Raw genomic sequence first — 22,374 nt, forward strand, 5'->3', positions numbered from 1 at the left:
AGAACACGTGGACAACGCGGCATGCGAAACCCAGAAGAATTGATCCGCGAGAGCGTAGCGCCCAAGGATTTCATTGCGGTGAGCTGGAATCTGCATAAGGGCCGCACACCGCTCGGCTTTCAGGCCTGGCAGGCGATGCAGCGCTGGGTTCAGTCGACCCACGCGGACGCGTATTTTTTACAGGAAGCCATGGCGCGACGCATGCCTTCGCCGATCCTGGCGAGCAGTTTCGGCGAGCCACTCGCCGATCCATTGAGCGACGTCTGGCATTGTCAGGCCACCGAAATCGCACGCGCGGCCGAACTCGAAATCGCGCTTGGGCCGAACGTGTTCAAGCCGTCGTGGCGACACGGTAATGCGATTTTGTCGCCGCATCCGCTCGATCTCGGCGGCCGCTGGGATATCTCCGCGCATCGCTTCGAAAAGCGCGGACTGCTGGTGGCGCGGGCGACCTTCGGCGGTCATTCGGTCACGCTGCTGTGCGCGCACCTCGCGCTCACACGCTCGGCGCGCTTGCGGCAGATGAACTGGATCGCGCACTGGATCGCGAAGGAAGCGCCGGAGGGTCCGCTGGTGCTAGCCGGCGACTTCAACGACTGGCGCAACGACTCGGTACCGCTCTTCGCCGAACACGGCTTGCAGGAAGTGGCGACGCTGCTCGGTGAATCGGGCCGCACGTTTCCGGCCTTCTCGCCAGCGCTCGCGCTCGACAAGATGTTCGTGCGCGGCATGAAACCGGTCGAATGGATCCAGCCAACGCAGGAAACCGCGTGGCTCTCGGATCACTTGCCGTATATGGCGCGGTTGCGGGTCGAGTGAGCTAGCCTCTTCGCGGCGTCCAGTTCAGCGTTGCGGCGATCTCCTCGCCCGGCTGCAACACGCAGCCACCCACCTGTTCCTGCATGCCGACCGCGTTGAAGCAATCGGTGGTGTTGGTCACCGGTTCCACGCACAGTTGCGGATCGTTGGCCGGCGCGAATACCACCATGTGATTGAAAGGCGCATCGGCGGTCATCGTCAGTTGACGGTGTTCGTCGGGCCACGCAATCGTCGCCTCGCGCGACCAGTTAGCGAAGTTATTGTCGAGCTCGAACGCGTCCGGCGACATGCCGTGGCGCAGCGCCTCGACCGCGGGGTGCGGGCCAAGATGCGTCGGCAGCACGTCGGCGTCGGCATGCCACATGTCTTGCACGTCGGCATAGACGCGGGTCTGCGCAGTGCGTGGATAGTACGGGTGATGGCCCATGCCGAAGGGCATCGGCCGATCCCCCAGATTCTGGGCGGACAGCGTGATGCACAGCGCGCCGCCGATCAACTCGATGCGCTGCCGCGCGCGATAACGGAACGGCCAGTCGCCGGGCTGCCTCGCATCCGGTTCGTGGTCGAAGTGCAGTTCCACCGAGCTTTCCGTGCGCGCCCCCACCTGCCACGGATGCCGCCACGCATTGCCATGCAGCGCGTGCGCAAAACGCAGGTCATTGCCGCTCAGATCGACGGTGCCGCCGTCGAACGGGAAACGCGCGTCGCGAATCCGGTTGCAGTAGGGAAAGAGCGGAAAGCTCGCCATGCGAAGCGGATCGCGTTCATCGAACGCCGCTTGCGTGGCCGGCCGCAACCAGTGCAGCGGGCCTTCAGGCGTCGATTCGTAGTAAGCCGCCAGCGCGCCGCCAACTTCAGGCGCGATTACGACTCGCATGGCCCCTGCCGTCAGCGTGACAAGCGTGGGGGCGATCGCGGGGTCGTCGAGCCACGTGAGCCCGGTTGCGAATGGCCGGATCGAATTCAAGGAAACGTCGCGCATGGTCAGAAAAGGCAGGGCCTCAGGCGGATGGCGGCATGAACGCGCATCAATGTCTCCTATGACATGCCGCGCATAACGCGTGGCCGGCGAACCGCCATGGTCCGCGCGACCGAGAATCGCACGCCAAAGCATATCGGTCAATATTATTAGTAATAAATTTGTTAGAACGAGCCAGCCATTGCCTTACCAAAACTCCCAAATGGCGGGTTAGCGCGCGTTGCCGCGCGCATATTATTAGTGGTACCGTCAGCACCACAAGTGCCATCGGCATGCTCCTGCTATCGCGCCGCTACAGCGCGGCCCGCACAATGAAAAAATCGACTCAACGCCGTCCGACCATGACCGACATCGCCAAGATCACCGGCGTGTCGCAATCCACTGTCTCGCTGGTCCTGAACAACGCGACCGGCGCGAAATTCTCCGAGACCACTCGCAACAAGGTGCTGAAGGCCGCGCACGACCTCGGCTACCGGCTTTCGCTGCGCGAGCCGGTCTCGGCTTCGAACGACGAACGCAACCTGATCGTCTATCTCGCCGACGAGATTTCCACCAGCCCGCACCCCGTCGTCAATGTGGACGGCGCGCGCGATGCGGCCTATGCGAGCGGCAAGATGCTGGCCGTCTACTCGACGCACGGCAACGCCGATATCGAAAAGCAGGTACTCGACGCGACGCTGTCGAACCCGCACGTGTTCGGCGTGATCTACGCGACCGTGTACACCCGCAAGGTCACCCTGCCGGCGGCGCTCTCGCAGGTGCCCACCGTGCTGCTGAACTGCTACACGAGCGAAGGCGGGTTTTCGTCCGTGGTGCCCGCCGAAGTCGCCGGCGGCCACCTCGCGACCGACTATCTGCTGCAGTCGGGGCATCGGCGGATCGGCTATATCAACGGCGAGCCCTGGCAGGATGCCTCGAAAGACCGCCTCAAGGGCTATCGCACCGCGCTCGCCACCGCCGATCTGCCGTACGCGCCGGAACTGGTGCGTGACGGCGACTGGAGCTCAGGGGTCGGCTTCGAAATGACGCTCTCCCTGATGCGCGAGGCACATCCGCCGACCGCCATTTTCTGCGCCAACGACCTGACCGCGCTCGGCGCGATCGAAGCACTGAAACAACTCGGCCTGCGCGTGCCCGAAGACGTGTCCGTGCTCGGCTACGACGACCAGGAAATCGCCCGCCATACCCACCCACCTCTGTCGACCGTGGTGCTGCCGAACTACGAGCTGGGACGCTGGGCTGTCGAAACCTTGTTGCAGGACGAACACAACCGCGCAGCCGGCGCGCCGGTGCGGCATCGGCTGGTGAAACTCGACGGGCCGCTCGTCGAACGCAGCTCGGTCAGGGTAATTACCGAGGCAGAAAAGCCAATAATTAATATTATTAGTGATTGACCGATAATAATTCTCGATGGAATAATCGGCACGTCCGGTCAGAGTGAAAAACTCGGTCGGCAGGAGAAACACTAAAAAGCAAATACACCTCACCCGGTACTGGAGGAAGACAATGGCGTCGCTCAACACGCAGTCGCGCAAGCACGTGCGCAAGCAGCAGATTCGTCCGCTGGCAGGTTCGCTGCTGGCTCTGGCCATCGGTTTCGGCGTCGCCACGGCGCACGCCGACGACGCGCTGCCGAAGCTGCCCAACAAGACTCCGCTGAAGGTCGGCTTCGCGCAGACCGAAAGCAACAATCCCTGGCGTCTCGCGGAAACCAAGAGCTTCAAGGACATCGCCGCGAAGTGCGGCTGGCAGTTGGTCATGACCGACGCCAACAGCTCGAATTCCAAGCAGGTATCGGACATCCAGAACATGATCGCGCAGCACGTCGATCTGCTGGTATTCCCCCCGCGCGAAGAAAAACCGCTTGCGCCGATCGTGCTGCAAGCCAAAAAGGCCGGCATTCCGGTGATCCTGGTCGACCGCGACGTCGATCAGTCGGTGGCCAAGGCGGGCCGCGACTACATCACCTTCATTGGCTCCGACTTCATCGATCAGGGTCATCGCGCTGCTAACTGGCTCGTCAAGGCGACCGGCGGCAAGGCCAAGATCATCGAACTCGAAGGCACCACCGGCGCCTCCGCGGCGAACGATCGCAAGAAGGGCTTCGACGAAGTCATCGCGAAGAATCCGGGCATGACGATCATTGCTTCGCAAAGCGGTGACTTCGCGCGTGACAAGGGCCGTCAGGTGATGGAGACGCTGTTGCAGGCGCATCCGGATGTGACCGCCGTCTACGCGCATAACGACGAGATGGCGCTCGGCGCGATCGCCGCGATCAAGGCGGCCGGCAAGCAACCGGGCAAGGATATCCAGATCGTCACGATCGACGGCACCAAGGGTGGCATGGACGCGATCGCCGCCGGCGAACTCGGTGCGAGCGTGCAGTCGAGCCCGTTCTTCGGCCCGCTCGCCTGCGACGTCGCCCAGCGCTACGCGAAGGGTGAAAAGATCCCGACGTGGGTCAAGGTGTCCGACCGCTTCTACGACAAGAGCAACGTGCAGCAGAACATGCAGTACGGCTATTGATCGATCTGATCGTCCACCGCTGTCGTACACGCGGTTGTGTAGCTTGAGGGCAGTGCTTTAGCGGAGTGTCCAAGCGCTCCGTACTTCGAGGAAAGCTTCTTCGAGGGCAGTGCCCGCAGGACGTCCCCGCCCCGAATCCGTCTCCTCGGGGGGCGGGCGACGGGAAGGGTTCGGAGCGACGCGTTCGTGGCAACACGGGCCGTCGCTTCGCTTTTATGCGGCGTAACATGGTTCGGCGCGCGCCTCTATAAAGCCCGAACGAATGGCCACAGCGGCTCGCAAGTGCAAAGCATGCAGCGCACGCAGCACATGAAGCGGCACATGCATCAGGAGGACACCCGTGACGGAATCCGGCAAAGAGACGCCACACTCTCCCCTTACCCGTTCGCCGCTGCTTGAGATGCAGGACATCGGCATCAGCTTCGGCGGCGTACCCGCGTTGCGCAGCGCCAATCTGAGCGTGGCAGCCGGAGAAGTACATGCGCTGATCGGCCAGAACGGCGCCGGCAAATCGACCATGATCAAGATCCTGACCGGCGCCTATCGGCGCGGCTCGGGCAGCGTGCGCTTCGAAGGCCGCGGAGTCGATTTCCGCACGCCCAAACAGGCGCGCGAAGCCGGCATCAGCACGATCTATCAGGAGATCAACCTGGTGCCGTTCCGCTCGGTGGCGGAGAACATTTTCCTCGGCCGCGAGCCGCGCCGCTTCGGCCTGATCGACTGGCGCGCGGTGCAGCAACGCGCCGCCGCGCTGCTCGAATCGTTCGGTTTGCAGATCGATGTGAAGAAACCGGTCAACCGCTATTCGACCGCGATCCAGCAGATGGTGGCGCTGGCGCGCGCCGTCTCGTCGGACGCGAAGATGGTCATCATGGACGAGTCCACCTCGTCGCTCGATGAACGCGAAGTGGAACTGCTCTTCACCGTCGTGCGCAAGCTGCGCGACGACGGCCGCGCGGTGATCTTCGTCTCGCACCGGCTCGACGAACTGTATGCGCTATGCGATCGCGTCACTGTGATGCGCGACGGCCAGACGGTCGCGCAAAGCACGATGGCGGAGATGGACAAACTGCAACTCGTCACGACCATGCTCGGCCGCACGCTCGCCGCCGTCGTGCAGGAAGACGCCACGACGCGCGAAGCGAATCTCGCGCGCCGCGGCAAGCAGGCGATCGCCGCGACGCATCTGGGCGCCCATCCGAAAGTGAGCGACGTCTCGCTCGACGTGCATGCGGGCGAGGCGGTCGGTCTCGCGGGCCTGCTCGGCTCGGGCCGGACCGAAACCATGCGCCTGATGTTCGGCGCCGATCCTGTCGAACAAGGCACATTGTCGATTGGTGGAGAGACGGTGTCGTTGAAGTCGCCGCAGGACGCCATCGCGCGTGGCCTCGCTTACCTCACCGAGGACCGCAAAGCCGAAGGCATCGTCCCCGAGCTCTCGGTGCGCGACAACCTGACGCTCGTCTGTCTGCGCACGCTGGCGAAAAACGGCGTGGTCGACGTGAAGAAGCAGCAGGCGATCGTCGACCGTTTCATTGCGTCGCTCGGCATCAAGCTGCGCTCGGCCGATCAGCCGATTCGCGAGTTGTCCGGCGGCAATCAACAGAAGGTCCTGCTCGCCCGCTGGCTCGCCGCCGAGCCGTCGTTGCTGCTGCTCGACGAACCGACGCGCGGCATCGACGTCGGCGCTAAAGCCGACGTGGCAAAGATCGTGCGCGAACTGCGCGACGCGGGCCTCGCTGTGCTGCTGTCCGCCTCCGAACTCGAAGAACTGACCGCCGTGGCCGACCGCGCGGTGGTGATCCGCGACGGCCGCACGGTCGCCGAACTGAACGGCGCCGACATGAGCGAGACCGCGATCATGGACGCCATCGCCTACGGCAGTGAAGGCCAGTCGCAACTGGTCGAAGCCGCCCAGACCGCACATATCGAAGACGCGTTGGAGGGCGACCGTCATGGCGCTTAAGTTGCACACAGAGTCGCTGCATAACGAAACCGCACCGTCGATGCCGGCCACAGCCGCACCGCGCGCCACGGCCGCATCGACGGTGAAGAAATGGCGTCATCTCGCCATGCAACGCGAAGTCATCGTGTTGCTCGCGATGGTGCTCTTCAACCTGATCTTCACGCCGCACTTCTGGTCGCTGCAAACCTTCAACGTCAACATGACGCAGGTGGTGACGATTGTGATCGTCGGCATCGGCATGACGCTGGTGGTGGCGACGGGCGGCATCGACCTGTCGGTGGGCGCGTCGATGGCGATCTCGGGCGCGCTCGCGCCGATGCTGTTCCTGAACATTCCAGGGCCGGGCGGCATCGCGCTCGCATTCGTGTTGCCGGTACTGGCAGCCGCTGCTTGCGGTGTCTTCAACGGCTTGCTGGTGACGAGGCTATCCGTGCAGCCGATTGTCGCGACGCTGGTGCTGTTCATCGCCGGGCGCGGCATCGCCCAGGTCGTCACCGATGGCAGCCTGCAGGCGTTCAACACGCCCGCCTTCCAGTGGATCGCGCTGGGCAAGGTCGCCGGCGTGCCGTTCCAGGTGCTGCTGATGCTCGCGCTGGTCGTGCTGTTCGCGTGGATCGTGCGCAAGACGCTGTTCGGCCAGTATCTGCTGATTACCGGCGGCAACGAAAAGGCCGCCTATCTGTGCGGTGTACCGACAGCCACTGTGAAGCTGATCGCATACACGTTGTGCGCCGCGCTCGCCGGGCTGGCGGGGCTGATCTCGATCTCGGTGAATTCGTCTTCGGATGCGAATGTGGTGGGGCTCGGCGTCGAACTCGATGCGATCGCCGCGGTGGCGGTCGGCGGCACGGCGTTGACAGGCGGCAAGGCGTATATCGGCGGCACGCTGATCGGCGCGCTGATCATCCAGTTGCTGCGCTATACGCTGCTCGCGCACGGCATTCCCGACGCGGCGGCCCTGGTGGTGAAGGCCGGCATCATCGTCGCGGCGGTTTACGTGCAGCGACGCTCGCGCTAACGCCTGAAGGACACTCCGGACTCGATGCGATGAAAAAGAACCTTCCTATCCTCCTTGCGCTGGTCGCGCTGATCGTACTCGGCCTCGTGCGCTACGACCATTTCGGCTCGGCCTACAACATCACCTCGTTCTGGCGCTACAACTCGATGTTCGCGCTGATCTCGATCGGCATGGCCTTCGTGATCATCACAGGCGGCATCGACTTGTCGGTCGGCACGGTGGCCGCTCTCTCGAGCGTCGTGGCCGCATTGACCAGCGTGTATGGCGGCTGGGTTGCCGTCGTCGCCGGCTGCGCGGCGGGCATGGCCGTCGGCGTGCTCAACGGTCTGATCATCACGCGGCTGAAAATCCTGCCCTTCATCGTGACGCTCGCGACCAGCCTCGGCGCGCACGGCGTCGCACTGCTGCTCGGCAAGAACGATGCGGTATCGATTGCCGCCGACTCGAACTTTGGCAACTTCGGACAAGGCGATCTGTTCGGGCTGCCGATCCCGGGGATCGTGGCAGTGGTCGCCGCAGTAGCCGGCTGGCTCGCGCTGCGCAGCACGCGCTTCGGGCGGCATTCGCTGGCAATCGGCGGCAGTGAGGAAGCGGCGCGACTGATGGGCCTGAACGTCGACCGCACGCTGGTGATGGCTTATGCGGTGAGCGGCCTGCTCGCCGGTATGGCGGGTGTGATCCTGGCCGCGCAGTTCGGCGCCGGGCAGCCGAACGAAGGCGTCGGCTGGGAACTGTTCGCGATTTCGGCGGTGGTGCTCGGCGGCACCTTGCTGACCGGCGGCGAAGGCTCGATTGCGATGACGATTGCCGGTGTGCTGCTGCTCGGACTGGTGTTCAACCTGTTGAACTTCGAAAACGGCTTGGGGTTCATCAGCCTTTCGGCGTACTGGCAATCGGTGATTCGCGGGGTGTTCCTGCTACTGGTGATCGTGCTGCAGGCGCGAGTGTTGAAGCAGCGCGGCAAGAAGCGTGTCGCTGCTGCAGCGTAATCGGCAATTGAGCGGCGAACCGGCGAGCCAACTGTGGCACGGCATGCCGACGATCCGGCCAATCGCCGCTTTCCGCTGATTGCGCCGGTGTCCTCAAAACGCAACGCGCGACCCGCTTTGCGTAGCAGGGAATTCCGCCGCACAGCGTGATAGCCGACACCTCCCGGCATCACTCGGAGTAATTGCGATGTGATCGGCTGCGCCCCTTACACAGACAAGGATTCCGGCACCTCACGTGTCCGTTAATCGCTATTTGTGTACCAACCCAGTGCAGTCAACAAGCGCGGACAAAGGCGGCTGCACGTCCCTTCCCACTGCTGCGCTTCCCTCACCTTTCTCGCCGATCGCGCTGTTTTTGCCAGTTTTATCAGCAGGGTCAATGCTGCGGCGCACGGCGGGTTTCGGTATCATCCTGAAAATGTTGCCCGCGCGGCGCGCCTATCCGGCGCATGCCGGACAGCCGATGGCAGCCGCCCTGCGCGGTTTTCGCCCATCGCCGTACCCTTGCTGAAGCGCGGCTGCAGCCATGCCGACGTACTTCGCGGTGCCGATCGTAACAACCGTCGGCGCCGACGCTTCCAGGTCCGGTACCCGCTTCACCACGCTCAACCGCCGCGCCGCAGCCCCCCAGGCAGCGGGCGCGGTAAAATAGCGGATTGCGCGTGATTCCCGACCTCGGGTTAGCGCAGCATCGCCCTTGCCGTGCCGGCCGGCTAACACGACTGGCCGCCTTTGTTTTCGCACTATCCAAGAAGCCATGAGCAACCTGAATTCACAAACAGTCCTGAGCGTCCATCACTGGACCGATACGCTTTTCAGCTTCACCTGCACGCGCGATCCGTCGTTCCGTTTCGAAAACGGTCAGTTCACGATGGTGGGCCTCGAGGTCGAAGGTAAGCCGCTGATCCGCGCTTACAGCCTGGCGAGCGCGAACTACGAAGAGCACCTCGAATTCCTGAGCATCAAGGTGCAGGACGGCCCGCTCACATCGCGCTTGCAGCACCTGAAGGTCGGCGATGAAGTCCTGATCGGCAAGAAGCCGGTCGGCACGCTGATGGCCGACAACCTGCTGCCGGGCAAGACGCTGTGGCTGCTGTCCACCGGCACGGGCCTCGCGCCGTTCATGTCGATCATCAAAGATCCGGACATTTACGATCGCTACGAGCGTGTGGTCCTGACGCACACCTGCCGTTTCGTCGACGAGCTGGCGTACAAGGAATACATCACGGATCACCTGCCGGCACACGAGCATCTGGGCGAACTGGTGCAGGAAAAGCTGCTGTACTACCCGACGGTCACGCGCGAAGCGTTCCAGAACCGCGGCCGCATCACCGAACTGATCGAGACCGAAAAGCTGTTCGCCGACCTCGGCGTGCCAGGCTTCTCGCTTGAAGACGACCGCGTGATGCTGTGCGGCAGCCCGCATATGCTGCGCGACACCCGCAAGCTGCTCGACGACCTGGGCTTCCAGGAAGGCAGCAACAACGCGCCGGGTCACTACGTGGTCGAAAAGGCCTTCGTGGGCTAGGCGCACGCTTAGATTTAGCGGCTGACACCGCGTACTCAGCAAAAAGGAGCCTTCGGGCTCCTTTTTTTACTCAGTTACAAATCGGCGCTATCGGCTTAACATTTGGTGTCAGGATTATTCCTACAACACTGGGATTGAAAAACATCAACCATTGCATGAAATATAGGCGCTAACCCTTGGTGCGCCTGCATTTTTTCTTTTTTTGAGATATCATCGCGGCGCACGATCGGTCGGTTTACATGTCAGCCGCGGTACGGGCTTCATGTTACTGAATGTAAATTTCGTTACGGCACGCCGTAGCGATTTGTCCGTCGCGCACAACGCGTAACGGACGTCACTGGAGGCCAGAGATTCGCATGCGTTCTTTTGTCTTCGCGCCGCCGATGCGCATCCGCTTCGCCGTCCACACTGCTTCCTGAGAGGGAAAGTCATGGATACGTCGACTGTCGTCCCGTTTAGCACCCACGTTCCGCTTTCGCTTGCACACGCCGCGCCGCAATCCGCCGCAGAGCGCGAACTCGCGCAGCTGCGTGCCCGCGTGCGCGAACTGTCTACCGAGCTCGTTCAGGCGCAGGAAGCTGCCTGCCGCCATGTGGCGCGCGAACTGCACGACGGCGTGGGCGCCGAGCTGACCGCGACGCGCTTCGCCCTTGCCGGTGTCGAGACCTGGCTGCCCGCCGACGCGCCGCAGCAGTGTGCCGCCGCGCTCGCCGTCGCGAATCGTTCGCTCGACGCCGTGTGCGCCGCCAGCCGCCAGGCCGTTGCGGAACTGCATGCGCCGTCGCTCGAGGCGGGCATTGTCGGGGCGCTGGCGCAATGGACCGGCGACTTCGCCGCGCGCACGAACCTGCGCACGAGTTTCGTCTGCGCCGCCGACGTACGGCTCACGCGCCTGCCCACCGATGCGGCACTGGCCGTGTTCCGGGTCGCCCAGGAAGCACTGAACAATATTGCCAAGCACGCGCGGGCCGAATCCGCCGACGTGCGGATTGAAACCAGCCGCCGTCACCTGACGCTGATCGTCAGCGACGACGGCATCGGCGTGACGCGCAACGCCCGTAGCCGGCGCGGCCACTTCGGCCTGAGCGGCATGCAGGCGCGCTGCGCCGCCTTCGACGGCACGCTGCGGGTCAGCGCCCGGCGGGTCGGCTCACCATGCGGCGACGGTGGCAAAGCGCCGCGTGGCACGCTCTTGTGTGCACGCTTCGCGTGGGACGCGATGCTGGCGAGCGCACCAGGCGCCGAGCGGCGCGCGCTGCAATCGTGAGCACGCCAGCATGAGTCTGCGCATCCTGCTCACCGACGACCACGCGGTGGTTCGCCAGGGCGTCCGCCAGTTGCTGCTCGACCGCGGCGTGGCGCGCGAAGTCACCGAGGCGCAAAGCGGCGCTGAAGCGCTCGAGGCCGTCGCCCAACACAGCTACGACGTGGTGCTGCTCGACATTTCACTGCCCGACATGAATGGCGTCGAAGTGCTCAAGCGCCTGAAGCGCAAAGCGCCGCGCGTGGCCGTGCTGATGTTCTCGATGTACCGCGAGGACCAGTACGCCGTGCGCGCGCTGAAGGCCGGCGCCGCCGGCTACCTGTCGAAGACGGTCGACGCCGCGCAGATGATCGGCGCGATCCAGCAGGTCGCGGCGGGCCGCAAATACGTCAGCCCGGCCATGGCTGAAGCGCTGGCGGACTATGTTTCCTTCGACGGCGAACAATTGCCGCACGAAAAGCTCTCGGACCGCGAATACCAGACGCTATGCATGCTCGCGTCCGGCAAGCGGCTGACGGATATCGCCATGACGCTATCGTTATCGGTGAAAACGGTCAGCGTGTACCGCACGCGACTGCTCGAGAAAATGAAGCTGCGCAATAACGCCGAGCTGACTTTCTATGTGATGAGCAACCGCCTCGTCGATCTGAATCCGGCGATGGCCGGCTGACATTTTCTTGCTGCAATCGCTGATTAGCATGCGATTGCCTGCGACACCTTCTCAAAATAGTGCGGCGGCACGCATCCGTTAAAATCGTGGGTTTCCCGACATTCGGCGCGCAAAATGCGTGCACAACTGGAGACCCACCGCCAATGTCCCTGTTTCGCAAGAAGAGCGTCGAGCACATGATCGCCGCGAGCGCCCAGAACGCCGGCTTGAAGAAAGCGCTCGGCGCGCTCGATCTGACTTTCCTCGGCGTTGGCGCCATTATCGGCACCGGCATTTTCGTGCTGACCGGCACGGGCGCCGTTCAGGCCGGCCCGGCGCTGATGGTCTCCTTCCTGATCGCGGCGATTGCCTGCGGCTTCGCCGCGCTCGCTTATGCCGAGTTCGCCTCGACGATTCCGGTCGCGGGATCCATCTACGCGTATTCGTACGCCACGCTCGGCGAACTGGCCGCATGGATCATCGGCTGGGACTTGATGCTCGAATATGGGCTGGCCACGTCAGCCGTGTCGGTCGGCTGGTCGGGCTATCTGCAATCGCTGCTGTCGGGTTTCGGCGTGAGCCTGCCCGTCGCGCTGACGGCGGCGCCGGGTGCCTTGCCAGGGCACGAGACATGGTTCAATCTGCCCGCCTTTCTCGTCATGATGGCGATCACGGCGCTGTTGTCGCTCGGCGTGCGTGAATCCGCGCGGATCAACAACATCATGGTGGCGATCAAGGTGACCGTGGTGCTACTGGTGATCGGGGTGGGCGTGTTCCACGTGACGCCGGCGAACTGGCATCCGTTCATGCCGAACGGCTGGAATGGCGTATTCGGCGCGGCGGCGGTGATGTTCTTCGCGTTCATTGGTTTCGATTCGGTGTCGTCCGCCGCGGAAGAGGTGAAGGATCCGAAGCGCGATCTGCCGATTGGGATCATTGCGTCGCTGGGCGTATGCGCGGTGCTGTACGTTGCTGTGGCCGCTGTGGTCACCGGTATCGTGCCCTCGGCGCAGTTTGCGAATATCTCGCATCCCGTGTCTTACGCGTTGCAGGTAGTGGGTGAAAAGTGGGTGGCGGGCTTTATCGACCTTGGCGCCGTGCTGGGCATGCTGACGGTCATTCTGGTAATGGCTTATGGGCAGACGCGCGTGATTTTCGCGATGTCACGGGATGGCTTGTTGCCTGCACGGCTTTCCCGTTTGCATCCGAAGTTTGCTACGCCGTTTTTTACGACGTGGCTGGTGGGGATTTTCTTCGGGTTGATTGGCGCACTGGTGCCGTTGAATGTGCTGGCTGAGCTGATCAATATCGGCACACTGGCTGCGTTTTCGATGGTGTCGATTGCGGTTCTCGTTTTGCGGAAGACGCATCCCGAGTTGCCGCGGGCGTTTCGGTGCCCTGGTGTGCCGGCGGTGCCGGTGTTGGCTGTCGCGTCCTGTCTGTTTTTGATGATCAATCTTAAGGCTGTGACCTGGGTGGCGTTTGTGGTCTGGTTGCTCATTGGGATGGTTATTTATTTTGGGTATTCGCGGCGGCATTCCAGGTTGGCCGACTGAGAATTTGAGGTTTTTTTTGCCTGCGGCGCTTGTTGAGTGCCTATGGCGTTGGGCTTTGCTTGATTTGTTTGCCTGCGGGGCGCTCATTGTCTGTTGGCCTGTGGCGTTGGCCTTTCCTTGTTTTGTTATTGGTTTATTAGCGTCGCCCCTGTGCGGGGCAGGCACTTACTTCTCTTTGCCACCGCCGCAAAGAGAAGTAAGCAAGAGAAAGCGGCTCAAACCGCTAATTCTCAAGCGGGTCCCCTGGCTTGGAGGGGATAGTGGCGCATCTGGAATCTGTGTTCTCGCACATTCGACGTTCGTGACAAGGGCGTCATACTTCCGGCGGCGCTGCGCGCGCCGACGCGTATTTCACAGAACATCTGCTCGTTTTGCGCGCGTGACTCTCTCGACGCCGCGGCTCACCGTTGCATCCCCCGCGTTCCCGCCGTGCACCGGCGCGTCATTTCGAAGTGCGAATTCATCCCGGCATACGCTGTCGCGACTTATCAGTCGCTTGAGGCGCCCGCTGGCACTTCCCGAAACAGATATCTTTTGTCACTTCGCCGCGGCAAAGCCGACAGCCCCACCGTGCACTAACGAAGCCCTTGGCTTCGTACGCAGCCCCGTCCGCGCCGAGGCGAAGCAGAGGGCACCCACGCTCAAACGAAGCCCGGATTCTCCTGGCAGACCCATCCGCAACGCACGCAGTGCGGAGTGGGAGCTGATGAGCCCTGTGTCACTGACGCCGAATGTGCGAGGGCACGGATTCCAGATGTACCACTACCGTGGCTGTGCGGGGGACCCGCTTAAGAATTAGCGGTGTGAGCCGCTTTCTCTTGCTTACTTCTCTTTGCGGCGGCAAAGAGAAGTAAGTGCCTGCCCCGCACAGGGGCGACGCTAATAAACCAATAACAAAACAAGGAAAGGCCAACGCCATAAAAACGCAGACAAACAAGCGCCGCGCAGGCAAACAGATCAAGAAAAACCCAACACCGCAGGCGCACAAACGAACAGGCGCCGTCAGGCAAACAAACCAGACAAAACCCAACGCCGTAGGGAAACAACCAAAACCAAGCGCCGCAGGCACACAACCCAATAGCGCACCCAAGCAATTTGTGCTTTACTTTTCGGCAGACCCATAAAAAAGCGAAAAACCGCCTCACCCTCATCGGACCCCACGAACAGGCAGCTGAAGGCAGGAAAAAACAAAGGTCCGGTCTCACCCCACAAGGAGACAACTTCATGGCGATCAGCATCAGTCTGACGGTGAACGGCGCGCCCATCAGCGCCTCAATCGACCCGAGCACCCTGCTTGTCCAGTTCCTTCGCGATCAACTTCGCCTCACGGGAACGCATATCGGCTGCGATACCGCTCAGTGCGGCGCGTGTACGGTCCACCTGAACGGCCGCGCGATCAAGTCCTGCAACATTCTCGCGGTGCAAGCCGAAGGCGCGGACATCACCACCATCGAAGGGCTCGCCAAAGACGGCGCCCTGCACCCAATGCAAGCCGCCTTCAAACACTGCCACGGCCTGCAGTGCGGTTTCTGTACGCCAGGCATGGTGATGAGCGCGGTCTCGCTCGTCGAGCGTCAGCCCAATCTCACCGGTGACGACGTGCGTGCCCAGCTCGACGGCAATCTCTGCCGCTGTACGGGATATCACAACATCGTCAAAGCAGTGCTCGAAGGCGCTGAAGGCATGAAGTCCTCCGGCACGGCCCAAGCCAATGCGCCGGCCACCGCCCAAGCCACCGCCTGAGGAGACGACGATGAACGCACCCGACACCCACCTTATCGGCGCATCCGTCGAACGTAAGGAAGACTATCGGTTCCTCACCGGCAACGGTCAGTACACCGATGACATCGTCCTGCCGCAGCAAACCTACGCGGTATTCCTGCGCTCGCCACACGCGCACGCAAAAATCAACAGCATCGACACCGCCGCGGCCAAACAGTCGCCCGGCGTCGTCGCGATTTTCACCGGCGCGGACATGGCCGCTGACAACGTCGGCGGCCTGCCGTGCGGCTGGCTGATCCACAGCACCGACGGCAAGCCGATGAACGAGCCGCCGCATCCAATCATCGCGCACACGAAGGTACGCCACGTCGGCGATCAGGTCGCGCTGGTCATCGCCGATTCGATCAAGGCCGCGAAAGACGCGGCCGAACTGATCGAAGTCGATTACGACGTACTGCCGGCCACGGTCGACACCGCGCACGCAGCCGATCCGGGCCAGGCCGCGGTTCACGACGAAGTGCCGGACAACGTCTGCTACAACTGGGGCCACGGCGACAAAGCCGCGACCGACGCCGCCTTCGCCAAAGCTGCGCACGTCACCACGCTCGACATCGTCAATAACCGCCTGATTCCGAACGCGATCGAACCGCGCGCGGTCAACGCGAGCTATTCGGTGCAGGACGAGAGCTACACCCTCTACGTCGCGAACCAGAATCCGCACGTGGAGCGTCTATTGATGGCCGCCTTCGTGCTATCGCTGCCGGAATCGAAACTGCGCGTCATCGCGCCGGACGTCGGCGGTGGCTTCGGTTCGAAAATTTTCCTGTACGCCGAAGACGTCGCGCTGACGTGGGCATCGAAGAAGATTCGCCGTCCGATCAAATGGACCGCCGAGCGCTCGGAAGCATTTGTCTCGGACGCGCACGGTCGCGATCACGTCACCAAAGCCGAACTGGCATTGGATGCCGACGGCAAGTTCCTCGCAATGCGCGTTCATACGATCGCCAACATGGGCGCGTATCTGTCGACCTTCGCGTCGAGCGTGCCGACCATCCTGTACGCGACGCTGCTCGCTGGCCAGTACGCAACGCCCGCCATCTACGCCGAGGTGAAAGCGGTCTTCACCAATACCGTGCCAGTCGATGCCTACCGCGGCGCGGGCCGTCCCGAAGCAACGTACGTGGTCGAGCGTCTGGTCGAAACGGCTGCACGTGAGATGAAGCTCGATCCCGCAGAAATCCGCCGCCGCAATTTCATCCGTAAGTTTCCGTACGCGACGCCCGTGGGCCTCACCTACGATACCGGCGATTACGACACCATCCTGAATCGCTCACTCGAACTCGCCGACGTGAAAGGCTTCGAGGCGCGCCGGCAAGAATCCGAGAAGAACGGCAAGCGGCGCGGCCTCGGCTACTCGTGCTACATCGAAGCGTGCGGTCTGGCGCCGTCGAACATCGCCGGTGCCCTCGGTGCACGAGCTGGGCTCTTTGAAGTCGGCCAGATTCGCGTTCATCCAACGGGTTCCGTCACCGTGTTCACCGGCTCGCACAGTCACGGCCAGGGGCATGAGACAACCTTCGCGCAAGTCGTCGCCGATCGCCTCGGCATTGCGCTGGAAAGCGTCGAAGTCGTTCACGGCGACACCGGTCGCATTCCGTTCGGCATGGGCACGTACGGCTCGCGCTCGATCGCGGTCGGCGGCTCGGCGATCATGAAGGCGCTCGACAAGATCGAAACCAAGGCGAAGAAAATCGCCGCCCATCTGCTCGAAGCCGCGGCGGAAGACATCGAGTTCAAGGACGGCGTGTTCCGCGTCGCGGGCACCGACCGCACCAAGGCGTTCGCCGACATCTCGCTCGCCGCCTACGTGCCGCACAACTATCCGCTCGACGTGCTCGAACCCGGTCTCGAAGAAAGCGCGTTCTATGATCCGACCAATTTCACTTACCCGTCCGGTGCGTACATCTGCGAGATCGAGGTCGATCCAGATACGGGCGTCTGCCGCATCCAGCAGTTCACCGCGGTCGACGATTTCGGCAACGTGATCAATCCGATGATCGTCGAAGGCCAGGTGCATGGCGGACTCGCTCAGGGCATCGGGCAGGCCATGCTGGAGCGCTGCGTGTACGACAACGAAAGCGGCCAGTTGCTGTCAGGCTCTTACATGGACTACGCGATGCCGCATGCGTCCGATTTTCCGAACTTCACCGTCGAAACCGTGAAGGGCACGCCGTGCACACACAATCCACTCGGTGTGAAAGGCTGCGGCGAGGCAGGCGCGATCGGCTCTCCACCGGCGGTGATCAACGCGATCCTCGACGCGCTCGCGCCGCTCGGCGTGACCGACCTGCAAATGCCGGCGACGCCGCATCGCGTGTGGTCCGCGATTCACGCGGCCAAGCAACCCCACTGATATCCTGAGCGGAGCATTCGACATGTATTCATTCGAGTATCAACGCGCGACGGATCCGAAAGCGGCCGCCGCAGCCATCGCCGGCGACAGCGATGCAAAATTTCTCGCCGGCGGACAAAGCCTGCTGCCGACCATGCGTCTGCGGCTCGCACAGCCGTCGCAACTGATCGACGTGACGCGGATTCCAGCGCTCAAGTCGATCACGGTCGACGCCGGCAAGGTGACCATCGGCGCCGCCGTCTGTCACGCGGACGTTGCTGATCACGCCGAAGTTCGGCGCGTGCTGCCAGCGCTCGCGGACCTCGCCGGACACATCGGCGATCGCCAGGTGCGCGCGCTCGGCACCATCGGCGGCTCGCTCGCGAACAACGATCCGGCCGCCTGCTATCCGGCTGCGGCGATGGCCTTGGACGCGACCATCGTCACCGATCGGCGACGGATTTCGTCGAGCGATTTCTTCGTCGGCATGTATGAGACTGCGTTGGCGCCCGACGAGCTGATCGTGGCCGTCGAGTTTCCCGTACCCGAGCGCGCCGGCTACGAGAAATTCCGCAATCCGGCGTCGCACTTTGCGCTGGTCGGCGTGTTCGTCGCGAAGGTCGCGAGCGGCGTGCGCGTTGCGGTGACCGGTGCGGCGTCTTCGGTATTTCGTGTGCCGGAGCTGGAAAGCGCGCTATCGGCGAATTTCACGCCTGATGCCGCGCGAGCGGTAGCCGTGTCCGACGCCGACCTGAACACCGATATGCACGCGAGCGCCGAATATCGCGCGCATCTGATTCCGGTGCTGGCCGCGCGAGCTGTGACGAAGGCGAACGGATAGCGGCTCTTGCGGCTGACGTGGCTTGCGTTTGCGTGGCGCGTCAGCCGTGCTGACCACGCAGGCGGTTTGGCGCGACACTCGCTCGTCCTGATTCGCTCCGTTCTTCGGAAGATAGAGCAAAGCGTGAGACCGCCGCGACGCCGCTCGACCCGGCGCCTTGCCACAGCGCGCACCGCCGCGTATCGGCACGGCCGCAACGTTTCGCGGCCGGACGTTTTGCTCTTCACCGTGCAGATTCAGGAACGCTATGCAGCCTGCTTCAATCGACGACACTCTCGCGCAACTCGCCGCCCAAAGCTACTTCGCCAGCCGCGAACTCGCGACTGCGTTGTATCTCGCACTGCGCATGGAGCGGCCGTTGTTCGTCGAGGGCGAACCGGGCGTCGGCAAGACCGAACTCGCCAAAGCCGCTGCGGGCATGCTCGGCACCTCGATGCTGCGGCTGCAATGCTACGAAGGACTCGACACCGCCAGCGCGCTCTACGAATGGGACTACCCGCGCCAGATCATGGCACTGCGTCTGGCCGAAGCCGCCGGCGAGCGGCCTGGCAACGACACACTGTATCGCAGCGAATTCCTGCTGAAGCGTCCGTTGCTGCAAGCGTTGATGCCTGACGAGAATCATCCGGGCGTGCGGCGCGTGCTGTTGATCGACGAAATCGATCGCGCTGACGAACCGTTCGAGGCTTTCCTGCTGGAGCTGCTTTCGGATTTCCAGGTTTCGATTCCCGAGTACGGCACGGTGCGCGCGGCACAGCCACCGCTCGTCGTGATGACGTCGAACCGGACGCGCGAAGTACACGACGCATTGAAACGCCGCTGCCTGTATCAATGGATCGGCTATCCCGAGCGCGATCGTGAACTGGAAATCGTCGCCGCGCGGGCGCCGCAAACATCGGCGGAATTGCAACGGCGCGCGGTCGATTTCGTGCATCGGCTGCGTGGCATGGATCTGTTCAAGGCGCCCGGCATCGCCGAAACGATCGACTGGTGCCGCGCGTTGGAAGCGCTGTCGGTGACTGAACTCGATCCGCAATCGGTACACAACACCCTGGGTGTGCTGCTCAAGTATCAGGACGATCTCGCACGCGTCGACGCCGCGCAGATCGCGCAATGTCTCGCGACGCCGGGATAGCGGCGATGGAAAAGAAAACGGCCGCAAGCGCACGCTCAATGCCTGCATCCATCGACACATCGGCTGCGCCGATCGATATACCCACGTTGGCCCGCAACGTCGTGCACTTTGTGCGCTTGCTGCGCGGCGCGGGCTTGCCGATGTCGCCGGCACAAGCAGTCGATGCGCTCGCCGCGCTGCACTGGATCGATCTCGGCCGGCGCGACGATGTCCGCGCGGCGCTCGCTACGCTGTTGGTCTCCGCGCCGGACGAACGCGACCTCTTCAACGCCGCCTTCGATCTGTTCTGGCGCGACCCGGATTGGGAAGGCAAGCTGCGCGCGCTGCTGCTGCCGAAAGTCCGCGATGGACTGCCGCCACCTAAACGCAACAACCGTCTCGCCGACGCGCTTGCCGTGCGTACGCCACCCTCGCCGCACAACAAAACGCCGCAGGAAACGGAACAACATGAACTGCACGCCCACGTCACTTTCAGTGCTGAAGAGCGGCTGCGTCATCGCGATTTCGAGACGCTTTCCGCTGATGAATGGCGCACATTGCGGCATCTGATCCGCGGTCAGCGTCTGCCGCTCGCCACCGAACCGACGCGCCGCCTGAAGGCTGCATCGCACGGCACGCATGCCGACTTGCGCGCGAGCGCACGGCAAGCGGTGCGGGCGGGCGGCGACTGGACGGTGTGGAAGTTTCGCGCGGCCGTCGAGCGCAAACCACCGCTGGTATTGCTGCTCGACATATCCGGCTCGATGAGCAGTTATTCACGCGCGGTGCTGTACTTCTGCCACGCGCTTTTGCAATCGCGCGAGCGCCTGCAGGTGTTCCTTTTCGGCACGCGCCTGACCAATGCGACGCGCGCGCTGCGCAAACGCGATCCCGACGTGGCGATCGCGGCGCTCACCGATCAGGTGGTCGACTGGTCAGGCGGCACACGGATCGGCGCAGCGCTTGCCGAATTCAACCGACGCTGGGCACGCCGCGTGCTCACCGGCAGGGCCACGGTGCTGCTCGTCACCGACGGCCTCGATCACGAAGCGATCGACGTGCTCGACGCCGAAATGGCTCGCCTGCGCCGCTTCGCACACCGTATCGTGTGGCTCAACCCGCTGTTGCGTTTCAGCGGTTTTTCACCGAAGGCGCGTGGCGTGCAGGCGATCCTGCCGTATGTCGACGCGCATCGTCCGGTTCATAATCTGGACAGTCTGACAGCATTCGGCCGCGATCTCGCGCAACTCACGCGCGCGCCTCGTCCCGCCGTATCCGCCAGGACAACCGCAGGAGCAACGCCATGGAATTGAGTGAAACCCATACGCTGCCGGTTTCGCAGCAGCGTGCCTGGGATGCCCTGAACGATACTGAGATCCTGCGCGCGTGCATTCCCGGCTGCGAGAGCATCGATCCGGATGGCGAAAATGCGTACGCGGTGGTGCTGAGCGCATCGGTCGGTCCGGTGAAGGCGCGCTTCAAAGGGCGTATGCTGCTGACCGACATCGATGCGCCGAACACGTACACCATCGTTTTCGAAGGCCAGGGTGGCGCGGCAGGCTTCGGCAAGGGTAATACGCACGTCACGCTCGAACCCGAAGGCGACGCCGCGACGAAGCTCACATACACGGCAACGGCACAGGTCGGCGGCAAGCTGGCGCAGATTGGTTCCCGGCTGGTCGACGGCGCGGCGCGTAAAATTGCGGGCGAATTTTTCAAGCGCTTCGGCGCGCAGGTCGGCGGGGACGCTGACGGCGCAACATCCCCGGACAGCGGGGACACTGCAGCCGCCGAAACGGCGGCGCAAAATACAGAATCGAATGAGGCCACGGACACTGAGTCCGGCGGTGACGGAACGAAAAGGAAGAAATCATGGACAGCGTGGATCTCGAAGTCCTGAAGTCCAGCGCACGTTGGCTGGAAGAGGGACATCGCGCGCTACTGGTGACGGTGGTGAAGACGTGGGGGTCGTCGCCGCGTCCCGAGGGCGCGATGCTCGCGGTGCGTGACGATGGACTGGTGGTGGGTTCGGTATCGGGTGGCTGCATCGAAGACGATCTGATCGACCGCGTGCGGCAAAAGGGTATTGAGCAGACACGCCCGGAGGCGGTGAAGTACGGCATCACGGCGGAGGAAGCGCATCGCTTCGGCCTGCCGTGCGGCGGCACGATTCAGTTGGTGTTGGAGCCTTTGACGCCGCAAAGCGGCATTGCCGATCTGTGCAATGCGGTGGAGGACGGCCGTCTGGTGGCACGCGAAGTTGACATGGTGACGGGCGCGGTACGGCTCGATACGGCGCTGGCGACGGACGGCGTGCATTTCGACGGCGAGCGTCTGCTGACGATTCACGGCCCGCGTTACCGGATGCTGGTGATCGGCGCGGGGCAGTTGTCGCGTTATCTGTGCAACATCGCTGTCGGCCTCGATTATCAGGTCACCGTGTGCGATCCACGCGAGGAGTACACCGAGGAGTGGAACATTCCCGGCACGAAGATCGTGCGGACGATGCCGGACGATACGGTGATCGAAATGAAGCTCGACGAACGGTGTGCGGTGATTGCGCTGACGCACGATCCGAAGCTTGACGATCTCGCGCTGATGGAAGCGTTGAAGACACCGGCGTTTTATGTCGGCGCTTTGGGGTCAAGAAGGAATAATCAGGCGCGGCGCGAGCGGTTGAAAGAGTTCGATCTGAACGATACCGAGTTGGCCCGGCTGCATGGGCCGGTTGGGATTTATATTGGCAGCCGGACGCCGCCTGAGATCGCGGTTTCTATTCTCGCCGAGGTGACGGCGGCTAAGAATGGTGTTTCATTGCCGACTTTGTTGCAGGTTGAAGGCGCTAAGGCCGCGCGGGAGATAGCGGCTTCGGGGGGTGCTGCTTGTAGTGTTTAGTCGTTTTTTTGCCTGCGCGGCGCTTGTCTGTTTGCCTGTGGCGTTGGCCTTGCCTTGTTTTGTTATTGGTTTATTAGCGTCGCCCCTGTGCGGGGCAGGCACTTACTTCTCTTTGC

Annotated in this window: 18 protein-coding genes; 17 read left to right on the forward strand and 1 reads right to left on the reverse strand. The window is 63.0% G+C overall.

Annotation, left to right across the window (positions count from 1 at the left end):
- Positions 1-21 precede the first annotated feature (21 nt).
- On the forward strand, positions 22-819 hold the full coding sequence (locus PQQ52_RS31510; RefSeq protein WP_408220420.1) for an endonuclease/exonuclease/phosphatase family protein: 798 nt from the start codon (positions 22-24) through the stop codon (positions 817-819).
- 1 nt (position 820) lies between these two features.
- Here the strand turns inward: PQQ52_RS31510 and PQQ52_RS31515 are convergent, their stop codons facing one another.
- Positions 821-1,801 carry an aldose 1-epimerase gene (locus PQQ52_RS31515; protein ID WP_408220422.1) on the reverse strand — a complete coding sequence of 327 codons (981 nt, stop codon included), beginning with the start codon at positions 1,799-1,801 and terminating at the stop codon, positions 821-823.
- A gap of 338 nt (positions 1,802-2,139) precedes the next feature.
- Here PQQ52_RS31515 and PQQ52_RS31520 point away from each other — a divergent pair, with 338 nt between their 5' ends.
- The 16 genes from PQQ52_RS31520 to PQQ52_RS31595 all read left to right on the forward strand — a co-directional run bounded on the left by PQQ52_RS31520 (position 2,140) and on the right by PQQ52_RS31595 (position 22,258).
- Complete coding sequence (locus PQQ52_RS31520) at positions 2,140-3,192, forward strand: LacI family DNA-binding transcriptional regulator (RefSeq protein WP_408220449.1); 1,053 nt, start codon at positions 2,140-2,142, stop codon at positions 3,190-3,192.
- A gap of 112 nt (positions 3,193-3,304) precedes the next feature.
- Entirely contained in the window at positions 3,305-4,324 is a 1,020-nt protein-coding gene (locus PQQ52_RS31525) for an ABC transporter substrate-binding protein (protein ID WP_408220424.1), read from the forward strand.
- Between the two features lie 400 nt (positions 4,325-4,724).
- Complete coding sequence (locus tag PQQ52_RS31530) at positions 4,725-6,290, forward strand: sugar ABC transporter ATP-binding protein (RefSeq protein WP_408220451.1); 1,566 nt, start codon at positions 4,725-4,727, stop codon at positions 6,288-6,290.
- A gap of 40 nt (positions 6,291-6,330) precedes the next feature.
- Entirely contained in the window at positions 6,331-7,308 is a 978-nt protein-coding gene (locus tag PQQ52_RS31535; RefSeq protein WP_175052177.1) for an ABC transporter permease, read from the forward strand.
- Between the two features lie 29 nt (positions 7,309-7,337).
- Complete coding sequence (locus PQQ52_RS31540) at positions 7,338-8,297, forward strand: ABC transporter permease (RefSeq protein ID WP_408220425.1); 960 nt, start codon at positions 7,338-7,340, stop codon at positions 8,295-8,297.
- A gap of 757 nt (positions 8,298-9,054) precedes the next feature.
- On the forward strand, positions 9,055-9,825 hold the full coding sequence (locus tag PQQ52_RS31545; protein WP_153134273.1) for a ferredoxin--NADP reductase: 771 nt from the start codon (positions 9,055-9,057) through the stop codon (positions 9,823-9,825).
- A gap of 430 nt (positions 9,826-10,255) precedes the next feature.
- Complete coding sequence (locus tag PQQ52_RS31550) at positions 10,256-11,092, forward strand: sensor histidine kinase (protein ID WP_408220427.1); 837 nt, start codon at positions 10,256-10,258, stop codon at positions 11,090-11,092.
- A 10-nt stretch (positions 11,093-11,102) separates the two neighbouring features.
- On the forward strand, positions 11,103-11,759 hold the full coding sequence (rqpR, locus tag PQQ52_RS31555; RefSeq protein WP_325044702.1) for a response regulator transcription factor RqpR: 657 nt from the start codon (positions 11,103-11,105) through the stop codon (positions 11,757-11,759).
- A 143-nt stretch (positions 11,760-11,902) separates the two neighbouring features.
- Positions 11,903-13,294: a branched-chain amino acid transporter BcaP gene (gene bcaP / locus PQQ52_RS31560; RefSeq protein WP_408220429.1), complete on the forward strand. Its 1,392-nt coding sequence runs from the start codon at positions 11,903-11,905 to the stop codon at positions 13,292-13,294.
- A gap of 1,224 nt (positions 13,295-14,518) precedes the next feature.
- Positions 14,519-15,037 (forward strand): (2Fe-2S)-binding protein, encoded by a 519-nt coding sequence (locus tag PQQ52_RS31565; RefSeq protein ID WP_408220431.1) that lies wholly within the window; start codon positions 14,519-14,521, stop codon positions 15,035-15,037.
- A 10-nt stretch (positions 15,038-15,047) separates the two neighbouring features.
- Positions 15,048-17,429 carry a xanthine dehydrogenase family protein molybdopterin-binding subunit gene (locus PQQ52_RS31570; RefSeq protein ID WP_408220433.1) on the forward strand — a complete coding sequence of 794 codons (2,382 nt, stop codon included), beginning with the start codon at positions 15,048-15,050 and terminating at the stop codon, positions 17,427-17,429.
- 22 nt (positions 17,430-17,451) lie between these two features.
- Positions 17,452-18,249 carry an FAD binding domain-containing protein gene (locus PQQ52_RS31575; protein WP_408220435.1) on the forward strand — a complete coding sequence of 266 codons (798 nt, stop codon included), beginning with the start codon at positions 17,452-17,454 and terminating at the stop codon, positions 18,247-18,249.
- Positions 18,250-18,496: 247 nt separating this feature from the next.
- Positions 18,497-19,384: an AAA family ATPase gene (locus PQQ52_RS31580; protein WP_408220437.1), complete on the forward strand. Its 888-nt coding sequence runs from the start codon at positions 18,497-18,499 to the stop codon at positions 19,382-19,384.
- A gap of 38 nt (positions 19,385-19,422) precedes the next feature.
- Positions 19,423-20,676: a vWA domain-containing protein gene (locus PQQ52_RS31585; RefSeq protein WP_408220453.1), complete on the forward strand. Its 1,254-nt coding sequence runs from the start codon at positions 19,423-19,425 to the stop codon at positions 20,674-20,676.
- Entirely contained in the window at positions 20,667-21,263 is a 597-nt protein-coding gene (locus tag PQQ52_RS31590; protein WP_408220439.1) for an SRPBCC family protein, read from the forward strand. Before PQQ52_RS31585 ends, PQQ52_RS31590 begins: the two co-directional genes overlap by 10 nt.
- The gene (locus PQQ52_RS31595; protein WP_408220441.1) at positions 21,236-22,258 is read left to right on the forward strand and encodes an XdhC family protein; all 1,023 of its coding nucleotides are present in this window, start codon (positions 21,236-21,238) and stop codon (positions 22,256-22,258) included. Before PQQ52_RS31590 ends, PQQ52_RS31595 begins: the two co-directional genes overlap by 28 nt.
- The last annotated feature ends 116 nt before the right edge of the window (positions 22,259-22,374 follow it).

The organism is Paraburkholderia sediminicola, from assembly GCF_046030555.1.
Classification (GTDB): domain Bacteria; phylum Pseudomonadota; class Gammaproteobacteria; order Burkholderiales; family Burkholderiaceae; genus Paraburkholderia; species Paraburkholderia sediminicola_E.

What these genes read in the sequence shown, in the direction of transcription:
- PQQ52_RS31510 (WP_408220420.1), top strand. Translation starts at nt 22, where the DNA reads ATGCGAAACCCAGAAGAATTGATCCGCGAGAGCGTAGCGCCCAAGGAT.
- PQQ52_RS31515 (WP_408220422.1), bottom strand. Translation starts at nt 1,801, where the DNA reads ATGCGCGACGTTTCCTTGAATTCGATCCGGCCATTCGCAACCGGGCTC.
- PQQ52_RS31520 (WP_408220449.1), top strand. Translation starts at nt 2,140, where the DNA reads ATGACCGACATCGCCAAGATCACCGGCGTGTCGCAATCCACTGTCTCG.
- PQQ52_RS31525 (WP_408220424.1), top strand. Translation starts at nt 3,305, where the DNA reads ATGGCGTCGCTCAACACGCAGTCGCGCAAGCACGTGCGCAAGCAGCAG.
- PQQ52_RS31530 (WP_408220451.1), top strand. Translation starts at nt 4,725, where the DNA reads ATGCAGGACATCGGCATCAGCTTCGGCGGCGTACCCGCGTTGCGCAGC.
- PQQ52_RS31535 (WP_175052177.1), top strand. Translation starts at nt 6,331, where the DNA reads ATGCCGGCCACAGCCGCACCGCGCGCCACGGCCGCATCGACGGTGAAG.
- PQQ52_RS31540 (WP_408220425.1), top strand. Translation starts at nt 7,338, where the DNA reads ATGAAAAAGAACCTTCCTATCCTCCTTGCGCTGGTCGCGCTGATCGTA.
- PQQ52_RS31545 (WP_153134273.1), top strand. Translation starts at nt 9,055, where the DNA reads ATGAGCAACCTGAATTCACAAACAGTCCTGAGCGTCCATCACTGGACC.
- PQQ52_RS31550 (WP_408220427.1), top strand. Translation starts at nt 10,256, where the DNA reads ATGGATACGTCGACTGTCGTCCCGTTTAGCACCCACGTTCCGCTTTCG.
- rqpR (WP_325044702.1), top strand. Translation starts at nt 11,103, where the DNA reads ATGAGTCTGCGCATCCTGCTCACCGACGACCACGCGGTGGTTCGCCAG.
- bcaP (WP_408220429.1), top strand. Translation starts at nt 11,903, where the DNA reads ATGTCCCTGTTTCGCAAGAAGAGCGTCGAGCACATGATCGCCGCGAGC.
- PQQ52_RS31565 (WP_408220431.1), top strand. Translation starts at nt 14,519, where the DNA reads ATGGCGATCAGCATCAGTCTGACGGTGAACGGCGCGCCCATCAGCGCC.
- PQQ52_RS31570 (WP_408220433.1), top strand. Translation starts at nt 15,048, where the DNA reads ATGAACGCACCCGACACCCACCTTATCGGCGCATCCGTCGAACGTAAG.
- PQQ52_RS31575 (WP_408220435.1), top strand. Translation starts at nt 17,452, where the DNA reads ATGTATTCATTCGAGTATCAACGCGCGACGGATCCGAAAGCGGCCGCC.
- PQQ52_RS31580 (WP_408220437.1), top strand. Translation starts at nt 18,497, where the DNA reads ATGCAGCCTGCTTCAATCGACGACACTCTCGCGCAACTCGCCGCCCAA.
- PQQ52_RS31585 (WP_408220453.1), top strand. Translation starts at nt 19,423, where the DNA reads ATGCCTGCATCCATCGACACATCGGCTGCGCCGATCGATATACCCACG.
- PQQ52_RS31590 (WP_408220439.1), top strand. Translation starts at nt 20,667, where the DNA reads ATGGAATTGAGTGAAACCCATACGCTGCCGGTTTCGCAGCAGCGTGCC.
- PQQ52_RS31595 (WP_408220441.1), top strand. Translation starts at nt 21,236, where the DNA reads ATGGACAGCGTGGATCTCGAAGTCCTGAAGTCCAGCGCACGTTGGCTG.